General features: G+C 58.8%; 18 protein-coding genes and 2 pseudogenes. 8 read left to right on the top strand and 12 right to left on the bottom strand.

Annotated features, from left to right (window positions below; all coding sequences use genetic code 11):
- Positions 1–137: 137 nt before the first annotated feature.
- A pseudogene (locus tag JQ604_RS42165) lies at positions 138–277 on the top strand (IS5/IS1182 family transposase); the annotation flags it as partial.
- Between the two features lie 234 nt (positions 278–511).
- On the opposite strand, the gene JQ604_RS19445 reads toward JQ604_RS42165, so the two are convergent.
- The 3 genes from JQ604_RS19445 to JQ604_RS19435 form a co-directional block, all read right to left on the bottom strand.
- Positions 512–970, bottom strand: coding sequence for a PaaI family thioesterase (locus tag JQ604_RS19445; RefSeq protein ID WP_212359738.1), 459 nt, complete (start codon positions 968–970; stop codon positions 512–514).
- Positions 971–1,093: 123 nt separating this feature from the next.
- A complete protein-coding gene (sdhC, locus tag JQ604_RS19440) occupies positions 1,094–1,468 on the bottom strand; it encodes a succinate dehydrogenase, cytochrome b556 subunit (RefSeq protein WP_283818013.1) in 375 nt (124 codons plus the stop codon).
- Between the two features lie 36 nt (positions 1,469–1,504).
- The gene (locus JQ604_RS19435; RefSeq protein WP_212359732.1) at positions 1,505–2,098 is read right to left on the bottom strand and encodes a TetR/AcrR family transcriptional regulator; all 594 of its coding nucleotides are present in this window, start codon (positions 2,096–2,098) and stop codon (positions 1,505–1,507) included.
- Positions 2,099–2,247: 149 nt separating this feature from the next.
- On the opposite strand from JQ604_RS19435, the gene JQ604_RS19430 reads away from it, so the two are divergent.
- The 5 genes from JQ604_RS19430 to JQ604_RS19410 all read left to right on the top strand — a co-directional run bounded on the left by JQ604_RS19430 (position 2,248) and on the right by JQ604_RS19410 (position 6,535).
- Positions 2,248–2,862, top strand: coding sequence for an FMN-dependent NADH-azoreductase (locus JQ604_RS19430; RefSeq protein ID WP_212359729.1), 615 nt, complete (start codon positions 2,248–2,250; stop codon positions 2,860–2,862).
- A gap of 20 nt (positions 2,863–2,882) precedes the next feature.
- Positions 2,883–3,812, top strand: a complete 930-nt coding sequence (locus tag JQ604_RS19425) for an NAD(P)-dependent alcohol dehydrogenase (RefSeq protein ID WP_212359726.1) — start codon at positions 2,883–2,885, stop codon at positions 3,810–3,812.
- Positions 3,809–4,618 carry a DUF3108 domain-containing protein gene (locus tag JQ604_RS19420; protein ID WP_283818012.1) on the top strand — a complete coding sequence of 270 codons (810 nt, stop codon included), beginning with the start codon at positions 3,809–3,811 and terminating at the stop codon, positions 4,616–4,618. The genes JQ604_RS19425 and JQ604_RS19420 overlap by 4 nt, the downstream gene beginning before the upstream one ends.
- An 80-nt stretch (positions 4,619–4,698) precedes the next feature.
- A complete protein-coding gene (locus JQ604_RS19415; protein WP_212359718.1) occupies positions 4,699–5,562 on the top strand; it encodes an aldo/keto reductase in 864 nt (287 codons plus the stop codon).
- Between the two features lie 79 nt (positions 5,563–5,641).
- Positions 5,642–6,535 (top strand): DUF3313 domain-containing protein, encoded by an 894-nt coding sequence (locus tag JQ604_RS19410; RefSeq protein ID WP_433996261.1) that lies wholly within the window; start codon positions 5,642–5,644, stop codon positions 6,533–6,535.
- A gap of 45 nt (positions 6,536–6,580) precedes the next feature.
- On the opposite strand, the gene JQ604_RS41600 is transcribed toward JQ604_RS19410, so the two are convergent.
- Entirely contained in the window at positions 6,581–6,727 is a 147-nt protein-coding gene (locus JQ604_RS41600) for a beta-propeller fold lactonase family protein (protein ID WP_349631122.1), read from the bottom strand.
- On the opposite strand from JQ604_RS41600, the gene JQ604_RS41595 reads away from it, so the two are divergent.
- Positions 6,669–6,860, top strand: coding sequence for a hypothetical protein (locus JQ604_RS41595; protein WP_249158456.1), 192 nt, complete (start codon positions 6,669–6,671; stop codon positions 6,858–6,860). The two genes, JQ604_RS41600 and JQ604_RS41595, sit on opposite strands and share 59 nt — an antisense overlap.
- Positions 6,861–7,229: 369 nt before the next feature.
- Here the strand turns inward: JQ604_RS41595 and JQ604_RS19400 are convergent, their stop codons facing one another.
- From JQ604_RS19400 to JQ604_RS19375, 6 genes are all read right to left on the bottom strand, one after another.
- Positions 7,230–8,663 carry an FAD-dependent oxidoreductase gene (locus tag JQ604_RS19400; RefSeq protein ID WP_212359712.1) on the bottom strand — a complete coding sequence of 478 codons (1,434 nt, stop codon included), beginning with the start codon at positions 8,661–8,663 and terminating at the stop codon, positions 7,230–7,232.
- A gap of 143 nt (positions 8,664–8,806) precedes the next feature.
- The gene (locus JQ604_RS19395; RefSeq protein ID WP_212359708.1) at positions 8,807–9,745 is read right to left on the bottom strand and encodes a fumarylacetoacetate hydrolase family protein; all 939 of its coding nucleotides are present in this window, start codon (positions 9,743–9,745) and stop codon (positions 8,807–8,809) included.
- A 53-nt stretch (positions 9,746–9,798) separates the two neighbouring features.
- Positions 9,799–10,350, bottom strand: coding sequence for a nuclear transport factor 2 family protein (locus JQ604_RS19390; RefSeq protein WP_212359705.1), 552 nt, complete (start codon positions 10,348–10,350; stop codon positions 9,799–9,801).
- A 58-nt stretch (positions 10,351–10,408) separates the two neighbouring features.
- Positions 10,409–11,512, bottom strand: a complete 1,104-nt coding sequence (locus JQ604_RS19385) for a hypothetical protein (protein ID WP_212359700.1) — start codon at positions 11,510–11,512, stop codon at positions 10,409–10,411.
- Between the two features lie 185 nt (positions 11,513–11,697).
- Positions 11,698–12,225 (bottom strand): VOC family protein, encoded by a 528-nt coding sequence (locus JQ604_RS19380; protein WP_212359697.1) that lies wholly within the window; start codon positions 12,223–12,225, stop codon positions 11,698–11,700.
- A gap of 26 nt (positions 12,226–12,251) precedes the next feature.
- Positions 12,252–13,298, bottom strand: coding sequence for a CDP-6-deoxy-delta-3,4-glucoseen reductase (locus JQ604_RS19375; protein WP_212359694.1), 1,047 nt, complete (start codon positions 13,296–13,298; stop codon positions 12,252–12,254).
- Between the two features lie 558 nt (positions 13,299–13,856).
- On the opposite strand from JQ604_RS19375, the gene JQ604_RS19370 reads away from it, so the two are divergent.
- Complete coding sequence (locus tag JQ604_RS19370) at positions 13,857–14,786, top strand: LysR family transcriptional regulator (protein ID WP_212359691.1); 930 nt, start codon at positions 13,857–13,859, stop codon at positions 14,784–14,786.
- A 51-nt stretch (positions 14,787–14,837) separates the two neighbouring features.
- Here the strand turns inward: JQ604_RS19370 and hpaH are convergent.
- Together hpaH and JQ604_RS19360 are read right to left on the bottom strand one after the other, a co-directional pair.
- Positions 14,838–15,619: pseudogene (hpaH, locus tag JQ604_RS19365) on the bottom strand (2-oxo-hept-4-ene-1,7-dioate hydratase).
- A gap of 36 nt (positions 15,620–15,655) precedes the next feature.
- A complete protein-coding gene (locus tag JQ604_RS19360) occupies positions 15,656–16,549 on the bottom strand; it encodes a dioxygenase (RefSeq protein ID WP_212359688.1) in 894 nt (297 codons plus the stop codon).
- Between the last annotated feature and the right edge of the window lie 48 nt (positions 16,550–16,597).

The raw sequence follows: 16,597 nt of genomic DNA, 5'->3' as shown, positions 1-16,597 counted from the left end.
CGCTGTCTGCTGTGGCGCACGTTCGATGATGACGCCGCGTTTCCGTCGTGCCTCTGACAGCCGACGAACCAGATAGATGCACAACCGTTGAGAGCGCCCACAACTGCATTCTCTGCGATTGCTAGAACTCATCGTCCCGTGCGGGAAACGTTGTCGTCCTCTCAGCCGTCAGCCACAACTTCCGACGCATCCTCGCCTGGCTCAAGCAACTCCTGGCCCTGCTCCTACGGCGGCTATGGCCATCGCTGGCCTCCCCGACCAGCTCAATCCGGCTTCTCAACGGCCGACTAACTCACCTCGGCTTGGCGGCCTGACGACCAAGTCGTCGGACCGTCCGATCTTCACGACCGCGACCATACCGTCTGCGTAGCCTGGCGCGACCAGCTGACGCTCTGGAAGGATATTTACCCTCTCAAGAAGGACGAACCGCGCGCGGCACGTAGTTAGATTCGTCGGTCGCTCATTGTCGTCGTCAAGACTGGAGAGGTCCGGCCCCCTCCACCAAGTGCGCTCATTTGCGCGGTCGAAGCATCTTGACCACTCCAGAGAAATTCAAAACCGGGTCACCATCGGCGGTGACGAGTCCTCTTATGAAATGCAAGTCGCGTCCTGCCTTCAGGACGTCACCGCAACTGATCAAACGAGCACCGCCTGGCGCAGGTGACAGGAATTCACTCGAGAAGGAGATGGTCACCCCACCTAAGGTGGTCAGATGATCATGGGCGATCAGATACAGGGAATGCTCGGCGAAGGTCATCAGGAAGCCTCCATGTGCCGTGCCGCTGTCGTTCAAGTTCTTCGGTTCTGCGCGACAACCGCAGCTCATTTGGCCGGTGTCCTGACGTTTGGCGTAAAATGGTCCCACCAGGTCTTCGAATGGTTTGGGTCCTGTCCATCTCGACCAGCCGGCCCAATCGCCATTGCCAAGCGGCTGGCCAAGGCCAAGGGAATTGACCGTCTCGTTGCTCAAGTTGCGCTCCTCACTCAGACTAAACCGCGCCGGTATTGCCGGACGCCAGTTGGTTTACGTTTGTGCGGTCGTCGCTTGGTGACCCGACAGCCCTCTCGGTGGACTTCAATGGGCAAGTATCACTTACGCCCAAAACAGAGCCGTCAGAATGATCGATGAAGCGAAGGACGCGATCGCGGTGCGACGTGCGGTTTCGAGGTTGAAGCCGTACCCAAGGTCAAACGCGAGATGCCTGAGACCTGAGGCAAGGTGCTGAAATAGTGACCAGGAGATTCCGACGAGAACGAACTTGCCGAACCAGCTCGACGCGAAGACTACGAACTTGGCGTATTCTTTCGGGCCGGATGCGACGGCCATCAAGTACCAGGCGAGGACCACACTCCCCGCCATAGTAAGCGCCATCCCGGTCAGACGGTGAGTGAAGGAAGCGGCCATTGCCCAGGCCAAACGGTAGATCGTAGCATGTGGAGAAATGGGTCGATTTCGTCGGTTTGACATTTAGCACCAACCTGCTGCGTCTCGACGACCCGCGTCCTAGAGTTCAGCTTCCAAAGCCGAAAACGTCTGCTTGATGAAGCTCGCGAGCGGCTTCTGACCTGCTTCGTCGGCCCATGCGTCAACCGAAAGACGCATTGCCCCGACAGAGGCCATCGCAACGACCTGAAGCGCCTTGCGCCGGCGCGCCTGCGGCCAGTGCTCGGATAGAGCATCGAACGTCGCCTTCTCCATCGACAAGAACTTCGCCTGGTTACTTGCCCGTAGCTGCTCGGTCGAACGCAAAATGCGATCGATTGCCGCGGCCTGCTCGGAGCTGAACTGCGCCGCCAACTTCAAGAAAGCGTTACGCACGAGGTGAAGGGGTCGCTGGTCCGGCGGCTCTGCAAGAATCGCAGCCCGGACGGCATCCGGCAATCCCTGCTGCCAGGCGAGCAGAATGTCTTCCTTCGACTTGAAGTAATAGAAGAATGTGCGCGCAGATATGCCGGACGCCGCAGCGATCGCTTCCAGCGTCGTCGCCTCGTATCCATTGGCGATGAAGAGATTAAGCCCGGTTTCGGCAATGCGCTGCCGCGTCTCACGACGCTTCTGTTCGCGCCATCCCTCCGGAGCCGACGATTCGTTGTCCATGGCATTTCGCATACCAAAAACCGCACCTCTTGTAAATTCGCAGTCACTGTAATATTTGAAATTGCACAGACTGTAAATTTCTCTTGCCCGCGTGCGAACGACATCCCTGGTCGGAAGCTTCACGGCGGGACCATATGACAGGACGAACGATGAAACTTCTGCACGTTGACGCCAGCATCCTCGGCGACCAGTCGGCCAGCCGACGTCTCTCTGACGCCATCGTAAGGCGACTGACCGGCCTCAATCCCGGTACCGACGTCATCCGCTACGATCCTGCCGCCGAACCAATCGGGCATTTGACCGGACCGGAGCTGCTGGCCCAGAGAGGCTCGGCTCCCGAGGACGGCGTTTCGAAAGAGACGGCGGCGCGCAACGCGAAAACGCTCGAAGACTTCATTGACGCCGATGTCATCGTCGTCGGTGCGCCGATGTACAATTTCTCCCTGCCTTCGCAGCTCAGGGCCTGGCTCGATCGCGTGGCGGTCGCGGGCAAGACCTTCCGCTACACCGCCAACGGCGTCGAAGGGCTTGCACAGGGCAAGCGCGTGATCATCGCGTCCTCACGCGGCAACTTCTATCGTGAAGGTCAGCCTGCCGCAGCGTTCGACCATCAGGAGACGTATCTCAAAGGGTTCTTCACATTTCTCGGCGTCAGCGACGTTACCGCGATCCGTGCGGAAGGTCTCGGAATCAGCCCGGAAAGGCGCACTGCCGCCATGGCGGCGGCGTCTGCCGAGATCGAAGGCCTCGTGGCCTCACACTGATGCAGAACCGAGAGCCAAGCATGAAGAGAGTTCAGTATGACCGCTTCGGCGGTCCCGAGCAGATGTATTTCGGCGACTATGTTCCGCCGCCGCTCGAACACAACCAGGTGCGCGTCAAGGTCAAGGCGGTTGCTATCAACCCCCTCGACTGGAAGCTCCGTCAGGGCGCCATGAAACTGATCATCGGCAGATCGTTTCCGAAAGGGGTCGGGTCCGACTACGCCGGGACTGTTGAGGCGGTCGGCGAGGACGTGACGAACGTCAAATTTGGGGACGACGTCTTCGGCACGATGGACTTCAAGAACGCCGGCGCCTTTGCGGAGACGATCGTCGTCGATTCCGGATATCTGACACGAAAGCCCCCGCAGCTCTCTTTCGGCGAAGCTGCTTGCCTTCCGATCCCGGCGACGACGGCCTGGGCTGCAATCATCGACAAGGCGCAAGCCCGCAGCGGATCGCGCATATTCGTCAATGGCTGCAGCGGAGCCGTCGGAGCGTTCGCAGTACAACTGGCGCTGACGCGAGGCGCGACGGTGTCTGGCTCCTGTGGCAAGGCCGCCATGGCAAAGGCCAAGGCCGCTGGCGTCGACCCCGTATTCAACTACGCTGATAGCTCCCCCTACCGAAGCGCCGGGAAGTTCGATGCGATCTTCGATACGGCGGGAACTATGTCCGTGAGCGAAGGGCTTTCCATGCTCAACCGTGGAGGCGTGTTCATCGATATCAATCCCACTCCAGGAAGAATCGTCCGTGGAATGCTGTCGGGCCGTTACAAGATGGCCTTCGCAACCATGGGAACAGAGCATCTCCCGGAGATTGCGCAGTTTGCGCATGTCGGCGTGTTGCGGCCGACGATCGGTCTCGAGAAGCCGTTCAGCGAGGCCTTGACCGCGATAGCAAATGTCGAATCCGGCTCCCTCGGTCCCGGCCGGATTGTTCTTGCACTATGAGGGATGGGAGAGCGAGGCGAAGCGCGTTCGGGGCGCTTTTGCTGGCATCAAGCCTAACAATACAGGTATTGCCATCGGACGCGGCAACGCTTCGCGCCAAATATTCCTTGTCGTATCTCGGCGTCCCGGTTGGCGAGCTCACGACGACAACCAACATCGGTCCCACGAGCTATGACGCGCAGCTCAACGCGCATCTGAGCGGCGTTGCGGCGGTCGCTAGGCCCCATCGCGTGAGCGTGAGGGCCGAAGGAACATTGAAGGATGGACAGGTCCTGCCGTCGTCCTTCTCGCTCAACCAGGCTGGAGCGGAAACACGTACGATCCGCGTGGCATCTGTTGCAGGCAACGCCAAGGTTACGCAAATCGACCCTCCGTTTGAGATCGATGGCCCGAGAATTCCGCTGACGGAACAGCACAAGATGAACGTAGTCGATCCCTTGAGCGCGCTCATCATGCCGGTGAATCAGACCAGCGGAGATATTGACCCGTCGATGTGCCGACGAACCGTGCATCTCTTCACGGGAGCGGCACGCTCGGACCTCGAATTTGCTTATGCCTGGTCCGAACAAATCAAGTCTCGCGCGTACAGTGGTCGCGTCGCGGTATGCTCGGTACGCTACAAACCGCTCGCTGGTCACAATCCGGACGCGACCGTGACGAGGTTCATTGCGTCCAACGCGGGGATCAACGTCCGGCTCGCCGCATTGCAAGACATTCCCTACGCCCTGCTGGTATCGGCAACGGTGCCGCTGCCTTTGGGAACGGGCAAGCTGCAACTTGATGAGTACAGCATCGATGGTCGCTGAGACCTGTCAACGTCAAATTCCGTCATACCCAACGTTCGCGATGACGCCTGCGTCACCGAACAGTCATCGAGAGAGTACAAATGCCATCAACTAAGACGACGACTTTCCTGATCGGCGGTGACATGGCCGTCAACCGGATTGGATTTGGCGCCATGCGCCTTTCTGCCAACGGATTCCGAGGGGCAGCTCGGGACCCTGCCACCGGCCGTGCCGTATTGCGTCGCGCCGTTGAGCTCGGGGTGAACCTCATCGATACGGCCGCCTTCTATCACAGCAGCGACAAGACGGTTCGCGCGAACACCCTGATCCGCGAAGCGCTTCATCCTTATCGGTCGGATCTGGCGATCGCGACCAAGGTAGGCCCCGTCTTTGGTACGGATGGCAGCTTCAGGCCAGGCACCGGCGCCGAGATGCGGCGCCTGGTCGAGGAGAACCTCGAAACCCTGGGATTGGATCGGCTCGATCTCGTCTATCTGCGCATCGGCACCATGGCCCCGCCCCACGGAGAGTCGGTGGCCGAACGGTTCGAGGCGCTTGCTGCCCTGCGCGACGAAGGGCTGATCCGCCACCTCGGTCTCAGCAATATCGATGGGGACCATCTGAGGGAAGCCCGCAAGATTGCGCCTGTCGTCGCCGTACAGAACAACTTCCACATCGCCCAACGCAGCGACCTGGCGCTCCTGGAGGCGTGCCAAACCGCAAATATCGCCTTCAGCCCCTTCTTTCCGCTTGGCGGCGGAACGACAAAAATCGAGGACGAACGGCTCGCTCGGATCGCGGCCCGGTACAAGGCGACCACCAACCAGATTGCCCTGGCCTGGCTGCTCGCGGCCTCGCCGGTGATGATCGCGATCCCGGGCACCGGGTCCATCGCGCATCTGGAGGAAAACGTCGCTGCCGGCAACATCTTCCTCACGGAGGAAGACCTAGCCGAACTCGTTTGATCCGATGGGCTCGCGCCGCACAGGCTTCCTCACTGGACGCTTCCAGGACGATCCCGATGCATTGTATCGGACGCACTGGATGCGCCGGGCTCTGATATTCGGCGAGACTGCAAAGATGTCATCTGATCGACTGGTTGCGCAGATCGTGGCATTGTGCTTGGCAACGGCGGGTTGCGCGACGGCACCGCGCAATCGGGCAGGATCTCTCGCGACTTACGACAATCTGACGACCTCAGATGGAGTTCTCACGAAATCCGTCCTCCGCGTCGACAAGCACGACATCCTTGCTGCGAAGACCGTTCGGCTCGTGCCGACGCGTTTCTCGGCAAGCGCCGCGGCGGGCGTGCCATTTTCCGAAGACCAGCGTAGACTCATCAGCAATGCTGTAGACCGAGCTCTGTGTACTGGGTTGAGCGAACGGTTTCAGATGATCGGCGGAAACGATCAATCCGATCTGATCGCGCACGCTGTTATTACGCACGCCGCACCGACGGACCCCGCGGCGGCGGGTGCGTCCAAAGTGGCGTCCGTCGTACCGTCCATTCTCCTCCCCGGTGTACCCGTACCCGTTCCACGTATCCCTATCGGATTGGGAAGCCTATCGGTGGAGGCTGAGGCCAGGGACCTGCGCGGTAACCAGAAAGCCGCGATGGTTTGGGGGCGAGGAGCGAATTCCTTCACGAGCGCCGGACGGATTTCGCAGGACGGCGACGCGTATGATCTCGCGACCGCGTTTGGCGCCGACTTCAGCAAACTGCTCGTCTCCGGCAAAACTCCGTTCGGCGCTCCGCCCTCACTCCCGTCGGCGGAGGGTCTCAACACAACGCTGGGCGGCGCGCCAAAGCAAGCCGCCTGCGAGGCATTTGGAAGAGCGCCAGGCGTGGCCGGGCTGATCGGCGAGCGAATTGGACTTCCCCCCGACTGGACCGACAAGGGCACCGCCGCGCAATCGCCTCCAGCATCGGCCCGTTGAGAATCTCTGCAGCGACGGCGCGATGTCGGCGCGCAGATTTGCGCATCAGACGTTTCTAAACAGAATGCAGACCGGGCTTCCCACCTTTACGGTCTGGTCCGTCGGAGCGAGAACGCCGCTCGCAGCGTCGCGCTTGAACAATTTGACGGTGTCGCTGTCCTCGTTCGCAGCGTATCGCGCCTCGCGCTTCACCGTCAGGATCGTGAAGGACGGCACCTCGCGTGACAGCTTCGTCGCAGCAGCCGCGATCGAGACGAACCTGGAGTGCGACATCCTTCGCGCTGGCGGACTCCTGCCGCTGATTCTGCGTAAGTCTCGGGAATGACAGGAATCGCGTTATAGAGCTTGCCGTGCGAATCGACCGCCACAACAGCTAAAGCCAGCAGCCGGTCATGCTGGCGCGGCGATCACGCAACGTGGAGATCGCGAAAAATCGTACCTTGGCGCACAGATCGACTGATTGGGGTGAGCGCTACCGCCTTCGGCGCATCAACCAGATCGACGATATTCTGCACTGATGGCGACTCTTACCCCAATTGGGAATGTGCTGTCGCCTCGCGGCGGCTTTCCAAATTCCTGGTTCTCAATCCAGGTGTCACCATTAAGGGACGAAGAGCGCTCTCATTGCTCGGCTGGCTGACGGTCAAGATCGACGTCGGCAGCTCTTTGGCGCGGCAACCAGCGGTCAGGGACCCTATGATTGCGTTGCCCGTCGCTCAATCGCAAAATTCTTATTGAATCGGAGTATGTTGTGGGGATCCCACTTCGCTTTGGCTGACAGAAGGCGCTGAAATTTTTCCTCCGAACCGTAAATTTCTCGAATCCATTCGGGCCCGCGGTCGGTGGACAGATTGACGTAGCAATTCTTCCGGGCATACGGGGAAATAGCGTCAGCGACTGCATCGGCCCACGCCGCGAGGCGCCCGTCATCTTCCGGTTTATCCCATTGACTTACTGCTTCCCAGAAGAAGCGCGCGCCTTCTCGCGAGAAGGCCTTTGAATCTTCGGCAAAGTCGTCCGTGATGGCGCCCCCCATCAACCATACGGATTGCGCCGTTGCAGGTACTGGCGGGACATAATCGAGTTGCGCCGCGTTCACCGCATGATGAAGCATCAAAGCGATAGTTTCGTCTCGCAGCTCGGAAAGGTACGCGCCGCGTTGATGGGTGCGACGCCCTGTCGGAGCGAAAACGTTAAACATCGAGTTGGCTTGCACCCAAGGCATCGGCGTGACCATGTTCACGATCGGCCTGCCGAACGAAATCACCTTGTGAATATCATCGTTCGCTAAGCTAAGCTCTCCGCTGTGCAAGATCGTCATAAGAAGAATGTGTCTATGATGATGTTGGACCGGCACCGGCGGCATAGGCGGGCACTCGACGATTGAACAGACGAGCCCCACCTCCCGCGGGATCGCGGACATCGAATCACCTACTTTTCGCAAAATTGAAGCGGCCTGGTCGAGTGGGAATACAACGAAGCCGGCCGTTACCGTAGGGCCAACAGGATAGCCGCGATATTCGAATGCGGTTACGACACCAAAATTGCCACCGCCACCACGCAGGGCCCAGAACAAATCAGCATTCTCGCTCTCACTGGCCACGATCTTTCGGCCATCGGTGCTGACGACGTCGCAATTGATCAGATTGTCGACGGTGGCTCCAAAGCGACGCATCAGCATTCCAACGCCCCCACCGAGCGTCAACCCTGCGACACCTGTGTCAGACACTGTCCCAGACGGGACTACCAAGCCATGGTCCTGACCGATCCTGTCTATATCGCCCAACAGCAAACCTGCGCCAACCTTTACTCGTCCGTTCGCCTTATCCATATGGACGTCGCGGAGGCGCGTAAGATCGAGCACCGGAACGCGATCCGGCATAGCCGCACCGTCAGCGCCATGCCCTCCACTGCGAATCCCGATAGGCTGCCGGTGACGGCTCGCCCAACTCATCACCATCGCGACGTCATCAGCGTCTGCAGCCCGGACGATGACGCTCGGACGGGTTTCACTACGGCGCATATTGAAGATGGCGCGGGATTCCGCGTAATCCTGCCCTCCATAGCGCAGAAGCTGTCCTTTTAATTGCAAGGAAGCCAGACTATCTGCATGTTTCTCAGCAATCATCCATATCCTCCCCATCAATCCCGCGCTCCATGAGACTGCGCTGCAGACGGGCGTCCGGCTCGTGAAAGTCGGTCGGCCGGCGGCCTATTCATGCGAGCAGGCATTCGACGGCGCTCAATGCCGGCGGGCGTCGACGGCGCAGATCAAACGACTGGATTTGTCAGCGCTCCCACGCCGGTTGCGTGCACCGACACGACATCGCCGGCCTTTAGAAACTTCTGCGGCGTTCGACCATAGCCAACCCCCGCGGGGGAACCCGTCGTAATCACGTCGCCTGGGCAAAGCCGATAGAACTGGGAATAGTAGGCGATCATATCGGCGACATTGAATATGAGGTCGCTGGTATTTGCCGATTGCATGACCTCTCCGTTAACTGTCGTTGTGATGTCAACGTTATCCGGGTCTCGGATTTCATCCCTCGTCACCAACACAGGACCCATTGGGCAGAACGTCGGAAACTGCTTTCCCAGAATGTTTCGCTCCCACGCGTAAATTGGGCCCATGATGCCTGGCGCATCGAACACCGGCGCAACCCAGTCACGGGCGGAAACATCATTGATGAGGGTATAGCCGGCAACATAGTCCAGCGCATCGGCTGCGTTGACACGATGACATGGCCGGCCGATCACCGCGCTGAATTCGCCCTCCCAGTCCACCATGCCCGGATTGGATGGAGGCAGGACAATTGGTGCACCGTCGCCGATTACGCTGGTTGCATTCTTAACGAACGAGAGAGGCTGGTGCGGGACCTCGACCTTCATCTCTTGCAGATGCTGGCGATAATTGGCGCCGCCGCACAAGATGAAACTTGTGTCAGGAATAGGTGCAGACAACCTCGCCGATGCCCGCGCAACAAGTGCGCCCTCTTCCCTCATGCGGTGGGCCGCCGAACCCAGCGCTTTGTCGATGAGCCGGCGAACGAGATCGAGCGCTGTCTCACCTTGCTCGAGGATCAGCTTCAGGGACGTCGGCAACCCCACTACGTCCAGAAGACCTGCCGCCTTCTCGACGTGAAGAATCTCGTCCTCGACGATTGCTCCGGGTACTGCGAGTTCTCCGCTTTGGAATGTCACCAAGTGCATAGTACGACTTTCAAGTTTCACAAACGATGCGGTGCGCAGGCATAGTTGAAGCGCTATAGGGAAGTTAATTCATCCTTCAGGCGATACAGCGGGTCGTCGAGACCGTGCTTCTGCTCGGTAAAACCCTCCGGAAACACTGGCAGCGCCTTCAGCGGCTCGCCGACGATATCGCCAAATACCAGTGTACGATGCACAACTCGCCACTCGCCTTTTCTCTTTTCGAAGCGGTCGAGATACCGCGCAGATGCAAGATTGCGTAGGCCAGCCGCACCGGACGGCACATTGGGCGCACCTGCCCGATAGCGTTGCAACACGAGCACGTATGTCTCGACGAACGCGCGGTCGCGCGACTGAAACTCGATCAGAACATTCGTATTGAAATGCATCGAGTGGTCTTGCTGAGAGTGCAGCTTCTCGATGTGGGCCAGGAACTCGTCTGGTGGCCCCTTGAAGAAGCCGTGGTCGTCGAAGGCTCCGTCGTGATACGCCTCGCGTGCGGCGGTCCAGTCCTGGCGGTCCACCGCACGTGCAAAACGCTTGAGACAATCTTCAATAGCCGTTCTGGCTTCGAGCTCTGCGACAAAATCAGGAAAGACACTCGTCATCGGGCACAGCTTCACTTTCGAGTTGAAACAAACCACCGGATTGCTGCCTTCGGCCCCCTCAGAATTTCAGCGTAAGACCGCTGTATACGGTCGACTCGGTACAACTATTGTTGCTTACACCCGGCGCGATGTTACAAACGGTGCTTTTCGCGTGGTCGAGTCCGAATTTGTTCTGCCAGTACCGGTAAGCGACCCAGAGATCGACGTAGTGCGACCACTTGGGACCCCAGATCGCCTTGCTCGCATCGAAGGTGAGACGTATGGGCTCGGAGTTGAATTCCACCCCGGTACTGACGTTGAACGGTGGTGCGATCGGAAGAGGATTGTTCTCTGCTCCCTTCTTTCCGTACCAAGCCGCTCGACCGCTGATTGCAAAGAACTGCATGCTCTCCGGCAGGAAGCCCAGGTCCATGTAGTAGTTGGTCTCGACAGCCCATGTCGGGTTGTAACTCTGATTGCCGTCGACCAGACAACTGACGCCCGGAACCGGACCAGCGAAGCCGGAACCGCATTGGGCAAAGGCGTTGTGGTTGGAGAATTCCCAATACGCCAACGGCGCTACGTTGAAAAAGCCCTTGTAGGGGAGAGTGAATTGAAACTGCAGCCCAGACACCAGGGCGCGCTTGGCTGAAGCCAGAGACGTGTTCGCTGTCTGACCGTCCATGCCGACTTCAAAGGAGATGTTGCGCAATGGTCCAATCGTAAATGCCTTGGTACCAAAGATCTCGTTCCAGCCGAAAGTCGAGCGAAACAAGCCATAAAAGTCCGTCGCCCCGGCGCAACTCGCCGGTGTCAGGGTAAACGTACTTGGATTGAATATCTCGCCAGCGTTGGTGCAGGGGTTGGCCGGATCGTTATGATCCGACTTGTACATCGATATCTGGAAGAAGTTGGTACCATAACTCCAGATGTCGAAGTGAGTGAAGGAATAGACCTGCCTTGCAGTCGTCCCATTCACGGATCCGTCGGGGCGTATAGAATAGTAGCCTGGGTCAGCCCCCTTCGGCATCCAGGAGAAGGTCAATCGATCGTCGATGAGCAAGAAAAACGGCTTCTCTTGCGGCTTTTCTTTCACTGGCAAGTCTGCCGCCCTTGCTTGAGTCGCTTCCGCTGAAGCGGCCATGGCAAGTGCAGCGACCAGTCCTCTCACAGAGTAACGCATATACCCCCCGACTAGCAGTGAATTGACCACCCACGCTGCTGGACCAACGACCCAAGCTGCCGCACAGCCGCAGGTCGGCCCGTCGCGTATCCAACAGCAAATGACGTATTGCCTTCCTCTACCCCGTCGACGCTGCAGATCAGCATGCGACGAGCGGTCGGTATCTCAAGCCAGGTCGAGCCCGCTTACGCCGGGCTCGGCTCGTTTTCTTGGCCAACCGGTTTTCCATCCGGCGTGAAGCGATCGCCGAAATCGAACATGTCGTCGTCCTGGAATCCCGGATAGTGCTGGATCTCCCACCAGTTGCGGTCGCGATCGACGAAATAGAAGGAGTACACCCCGTGATGGTCCTCCGGCGTCATGATCTGAGCCAGGCCATACTCGTCTTGCTTCTTGACGGCCGCTTCATAGGCAGCATCCACCTCGGCTCTGGTCTGAACGTCGAGACCCCAGTGGTTGTGGACGTGGCAGGAGGGGTACTCCTCGCCAATCGCCACGCACACCACATGGAACTTCAATCCGCAGCGGAAGACCATCGACGTGACGCCGTGCTGAACGCACTCCAAGCCAAGAAACTCCTCGTAGAATTTCCGGGTCTTGGCGAGGTCGCGGCACCCCAGTGTGCCGTGCGATAGCACGAACGGCTTCACGACGGCCTTTTCGTTCTTCGGATCAACGATACCGTCGTCCGTAACCTCTCGGATGTAACTCATCGTCTGCTCCCTCTTGTCAGCGATACCTAAGCGGCATCTCGCTGGGTTGTTGACGCCGGCAAGAACGCGTCAGCGAAAAGCTCCTTCTCGTCCAATCCTCTCTGAGAGACGAGGTCTCGACGCACCGCTTCCACCATTCCGGGTGCGCCGCTCACATAGACTTGGTAATTTGAGAGGTTGGGCCGGTCCTCGAGCACGGCCTCGTGAACCAGTCCGGTACGTCCATTCCAGTCGCAAGCCGTGGTTGGATCGGATAGTACAGGCGTGAAGGTGAAGTTCTCATACTGGCCGCCCCATCGGTTGACTTGATCGAGCATGTAGAGCCCTTCTCGGGTTCTGGCTCCCCAATAGAAGTGGATGGCCCGACGCTTGTGAAACGCGCGGTCAAATGCATGCTGCAACATCGACTTGATCGGCGCGAATCCAGTTCCGCCGGCGATGAAGATCATCGGCTTTTCGCTGTCTTCACGAATGAAGAACGTTCCGAGCGGCGCTTCGATCTTCACCAGCTCTCGAACCTTCATTGAGGAAAAGACCCGATCCGTGAAGAAGCCGTTCGCCATATGACGGAGATGAAACTCCAGCTCCGTCACGCCTTCAGGTTTCGGGACATTCGCAATCGAATAAGTTCGGCGCTGCCCACCATCGAGCAGGAAATCGACGTTCTGGCCGGCCAGAAACAAGAGGTTCTCGTTCATCGGGACGCGCACGTGCATCACCATCACATCCGATGCGACCCTATCCAGTTTTGACACGCGCCCCGGCACCACTCGCGGCCTCACCAACGCGAGACCCTTGAGTTCCTCCGCCTCGAGCACCACGTTCGAGCGCGGTCTTGCCTGGCAGATGAGTGCGTAGCCCTTTTTTCTTTCCTCTTCGGGCAGGAAAGCATCCATCACGTGACCGTAGTCGATCTGCCCCGCGACCACCCTGCTCTTACAGGTTTGGCACGCGCCGGCTCTGCACCCGTATTTGAGCGCGTGGCCCGCCTCCAACGCGCCCGTCAGAATGCTCTTGCCGTCCGCGACATCAAATGTCGTGCCGCTCGGCTGCAATGTAACTGTGAACCCCATCGACATCTCCTCATCCGCCTCCGACACCACTCGATCCTGAATGGCGCAGACGCTTAGTTACTTGGCGCGCTCGTCCCGGATGGGCCGCTGGACTGGCCCGCGAGCTTCAGGACGACACCTTGCCGACACGTCGCTCCACTCGACTGGGACTGAGCAATGGCGATTTGCAGCACGACGTCCACATCGGTCGGCATGACGCACTGCGGGATACGGCACCGGGCAACACCGAGTTGCCTCCCCACGCCAAGCCCGATTTACTGCTGTTAGCTACGGCTGCATGATGGCGCGCGGTAGCGCGGCCCCTTAGAGTCGCGTCCAAGATATCCTCCCTTCGAGGCGCTGGCATTTTCATGCGCCTCATTGGTGTCCCCAGCGGGACTGGCTTATTGATTTCTTGAGAGGCTACGGATGCAGGCAGCTTAGGTCGAATTGAAAATCTAAATTGCCTTTATTTCCGGGATGAATACATCTCGGCCAGGCGAACTCCGATGAAGAGGATCCCACTTGGTCGGCGAACCGCCTGGTGAGCGTTTGCCCAAGTTTCCGAGGAACGTCAGCATGAACTCAAATCGCATCGATCTGAACCTGCTCAGGGTTTTCGACGTCATCCTCAAAACACGCAGTATTACGGTTGCAGCAGCCACTCTCGGGCTTACTCAATCGTCGGTCAGCAACGCACTTGGTCGGCTCCGAGACGCCCTGGGCGATCCTCTCTTCGTGCGAACTTCCGAAGGCATGATCCCGACTCCGTTGGCAGAAGAGATCGCCCGCCCGATCCAGGAAAGCATCTCCCGAATTCATCGCACTCTGGAATGCAAACCAGGTTTCGATCCCCAGCGCGCAGACCGAACCTTCACCTTGTTCATGACCGAAGTCGGCCAGATGTTCACGATGCCACGGTTATTTCGCCTATTGGCGCAGGAAGCTCCGCACGTTCGGCTTCACACCGAGCAAGTGCCGCCGTTCCGCATGAGGGAGTCGGCCATGGAGAGTGGCGACGTGGATCTCGCAGTGGGATACTTCCAGGAATTCCAAGGGCCGTTTCATCGGCAAAAGCTCTTTACGGAGAGCTTCGCATGCGCATGCCGCATTGGGCATCCGATTGCGGATGCGCCAACCCCGGACCGCTTCCTACAGGCTGAATTTATCGCTTATGTTCCGACGGGCAGTGGACACGCAGCGATGGAAGCCGCCATCAATACTGCATACGAGCAACAAGGCGCTCAACGCGCCATTAGAGTTAAGGTTAGCCACTTCATGGGGCTTTGGACCCTGGTCGCGGAGAGTGATCTTCTGGTGGTTCTCCCGCGAAGCATGGCGAAGGTCCTCGCGGGAATGGCTCCCTTGCAGGTGATCGAGTCTCCGATCCCTCTCCCCACTTTCGAGATCACCCAGCATTGGCATGAACGCTTCCACCACCATCCTGCGAACAAGTGGCTGCGAAGCCGGATTGCATTCCTGCTTGGCGGGGGGATCGAGACGGCTTAGTTGCAGTAAGCCTACGCTGGCAGATGACACGATTGGACGTGTCACGAAGCCTCAGACAAACGAAACACCGATAGAGCCCAACGGCCCATAGTCTGCCTGGATGACATCGCCGGCCCGAATGTCCACGGGACGGGTGAAGGACCCGGCCAGCACGATCTGCCCCTTCTCGAGTCTTGCGCCAACGGCATGGAGCTTGTTCGCGAGCCACGCGACGCCAGCTGCCGGATGCCCCATAATGGCTGCGGATACCCCGGACTCCTCGATCACACCGTTCTGCGACAACGTCGCCCCCACCCAGCGGATGTCAACGTCGAAGGCACGTATCGGACGGCCACCCACGACGATCGCACCAAATGCGGCGTTGTCGGCTATCGTATCTGCGATCGCTCGGGGGACCTCGGTGCGATAGTCGATAATCTCCAGAGCCGGCACGATGAACTCGGTCGCACGGAGAACGTCGTATATCCGCACGCCGGTCCCGATAGATCTTCGGCCATGATGAAGGCAAGCTCAACCTCGAGCCTCGGCCTGATGAACAGGTCGGCTGAAATCCTAGCGCCATCGCCGAACATCGCATCGTCCAGAATCCTCCCGTAGTCAGGCTCCGTCATTTTCGATGCCTGCTGCATGGCGCGCGAAGTAAGGCCGATCTTATGGCCTACAACGCGGGCTCCGGCCGCAACGCGTGACTCCGCCCAAAGATCCTGTATCCGATAGGCATCTTCGATCTCGATGTTCGGATAGGTCTTACTCAATTGAGGGATTGGCTTGCGTTCGCGCTCCGATCGCACCAAGTCCCTGGCGGCGTTGTGACGTTGCTCTTCTGTCAGCATCGGAATTCCTCCCCTGAGACGATCACGTGTGCATCATCAGCTGATCGGCGCCCTCGGAAGAACGGCTTCTCCGGGCTCCATTACATAGACATGGTTCAGCGAGAACCACGGAGTACTCGCACGCGAGTCGGTCGGGTGCGGCTCTTCATGGCGAACGAAATTGCCTATGAGTGCGCGCGTAACACCAAACTGCGCATCATCGTGGATATTCGGGTCATTCGGATCGTAAACTTGCGAGGTCAGGACCTTGAAACCTCGTTTGAAAATCAAGGCATGAAGATGAGCCGGCCGGTAGGGATGCCGGTTCTGCACCTTCAGCAGGCGTCCGACCACACCATCAGTCGGAATTGGATAACCGGTCATTTTGACCGAGCGGAACCAGAATCGGCCGTCATGGTCGGTCGTGAATTTGCCGCGCAGGTTCATGTCCTCCTGCTCGGGATCCTGGTTCTCATAAAGACCGACCGGGGAAGCGTGCCAGACGTCCACCTCAGCCCCCGCGACCGGTTGCGCTTTGCGATCGACGACCTGCGCAGTCACAAATAGCGGATGCCCGGAAGTATCCGATCGAACAATCGATCCCCCGTTTTCGACACGCGGAGAATTTAGCCGCCAGAATGGGCCGAGGAGCGACTGCGCTGTTTCCGTGTTGCCGCCATTCCCGTTGTTCAGCAAGCAGATGAGCGAGGAAACGCCGAGCGAGCCGGCCATCAGCACCATTTCGTTGTGGGTATCGGATGTCAATTTTCCCATTTCGTTGAGGACGGCGGTTGCCTCGTGGAATTCTGCTTCGGTCAAACGGACGTCGCGCACGAAATCGTGCAGATGCCTGACGAGCGCGACCATGATTTCCCGCAGGCGGGGATTTGTCGTGCGCTCCATCACGGCAAGCACTGCTGGCGTAAGGTCCTCATGTCGTTCGATGAACATGACGCACTCCTCATTTGTCTTTGCAAAGACGGCCCTTGCCTGAATCTC

This window comes from Bradyrhizobium jicamae, from assembly GCF_018130695.1.
In the GTDB taxonomy this organism is placed as follows: domain Bacteria; phylum Pseudomonadota; class Alphaproteobacteria; order Rhizobiales; family Xanthobacteraceae; genus Bradyrhizobium; species Bradyrhizobium jicamae_B.
This window is presented reverse-complemented; position numbering and strand designations above follow the sequence as displayed.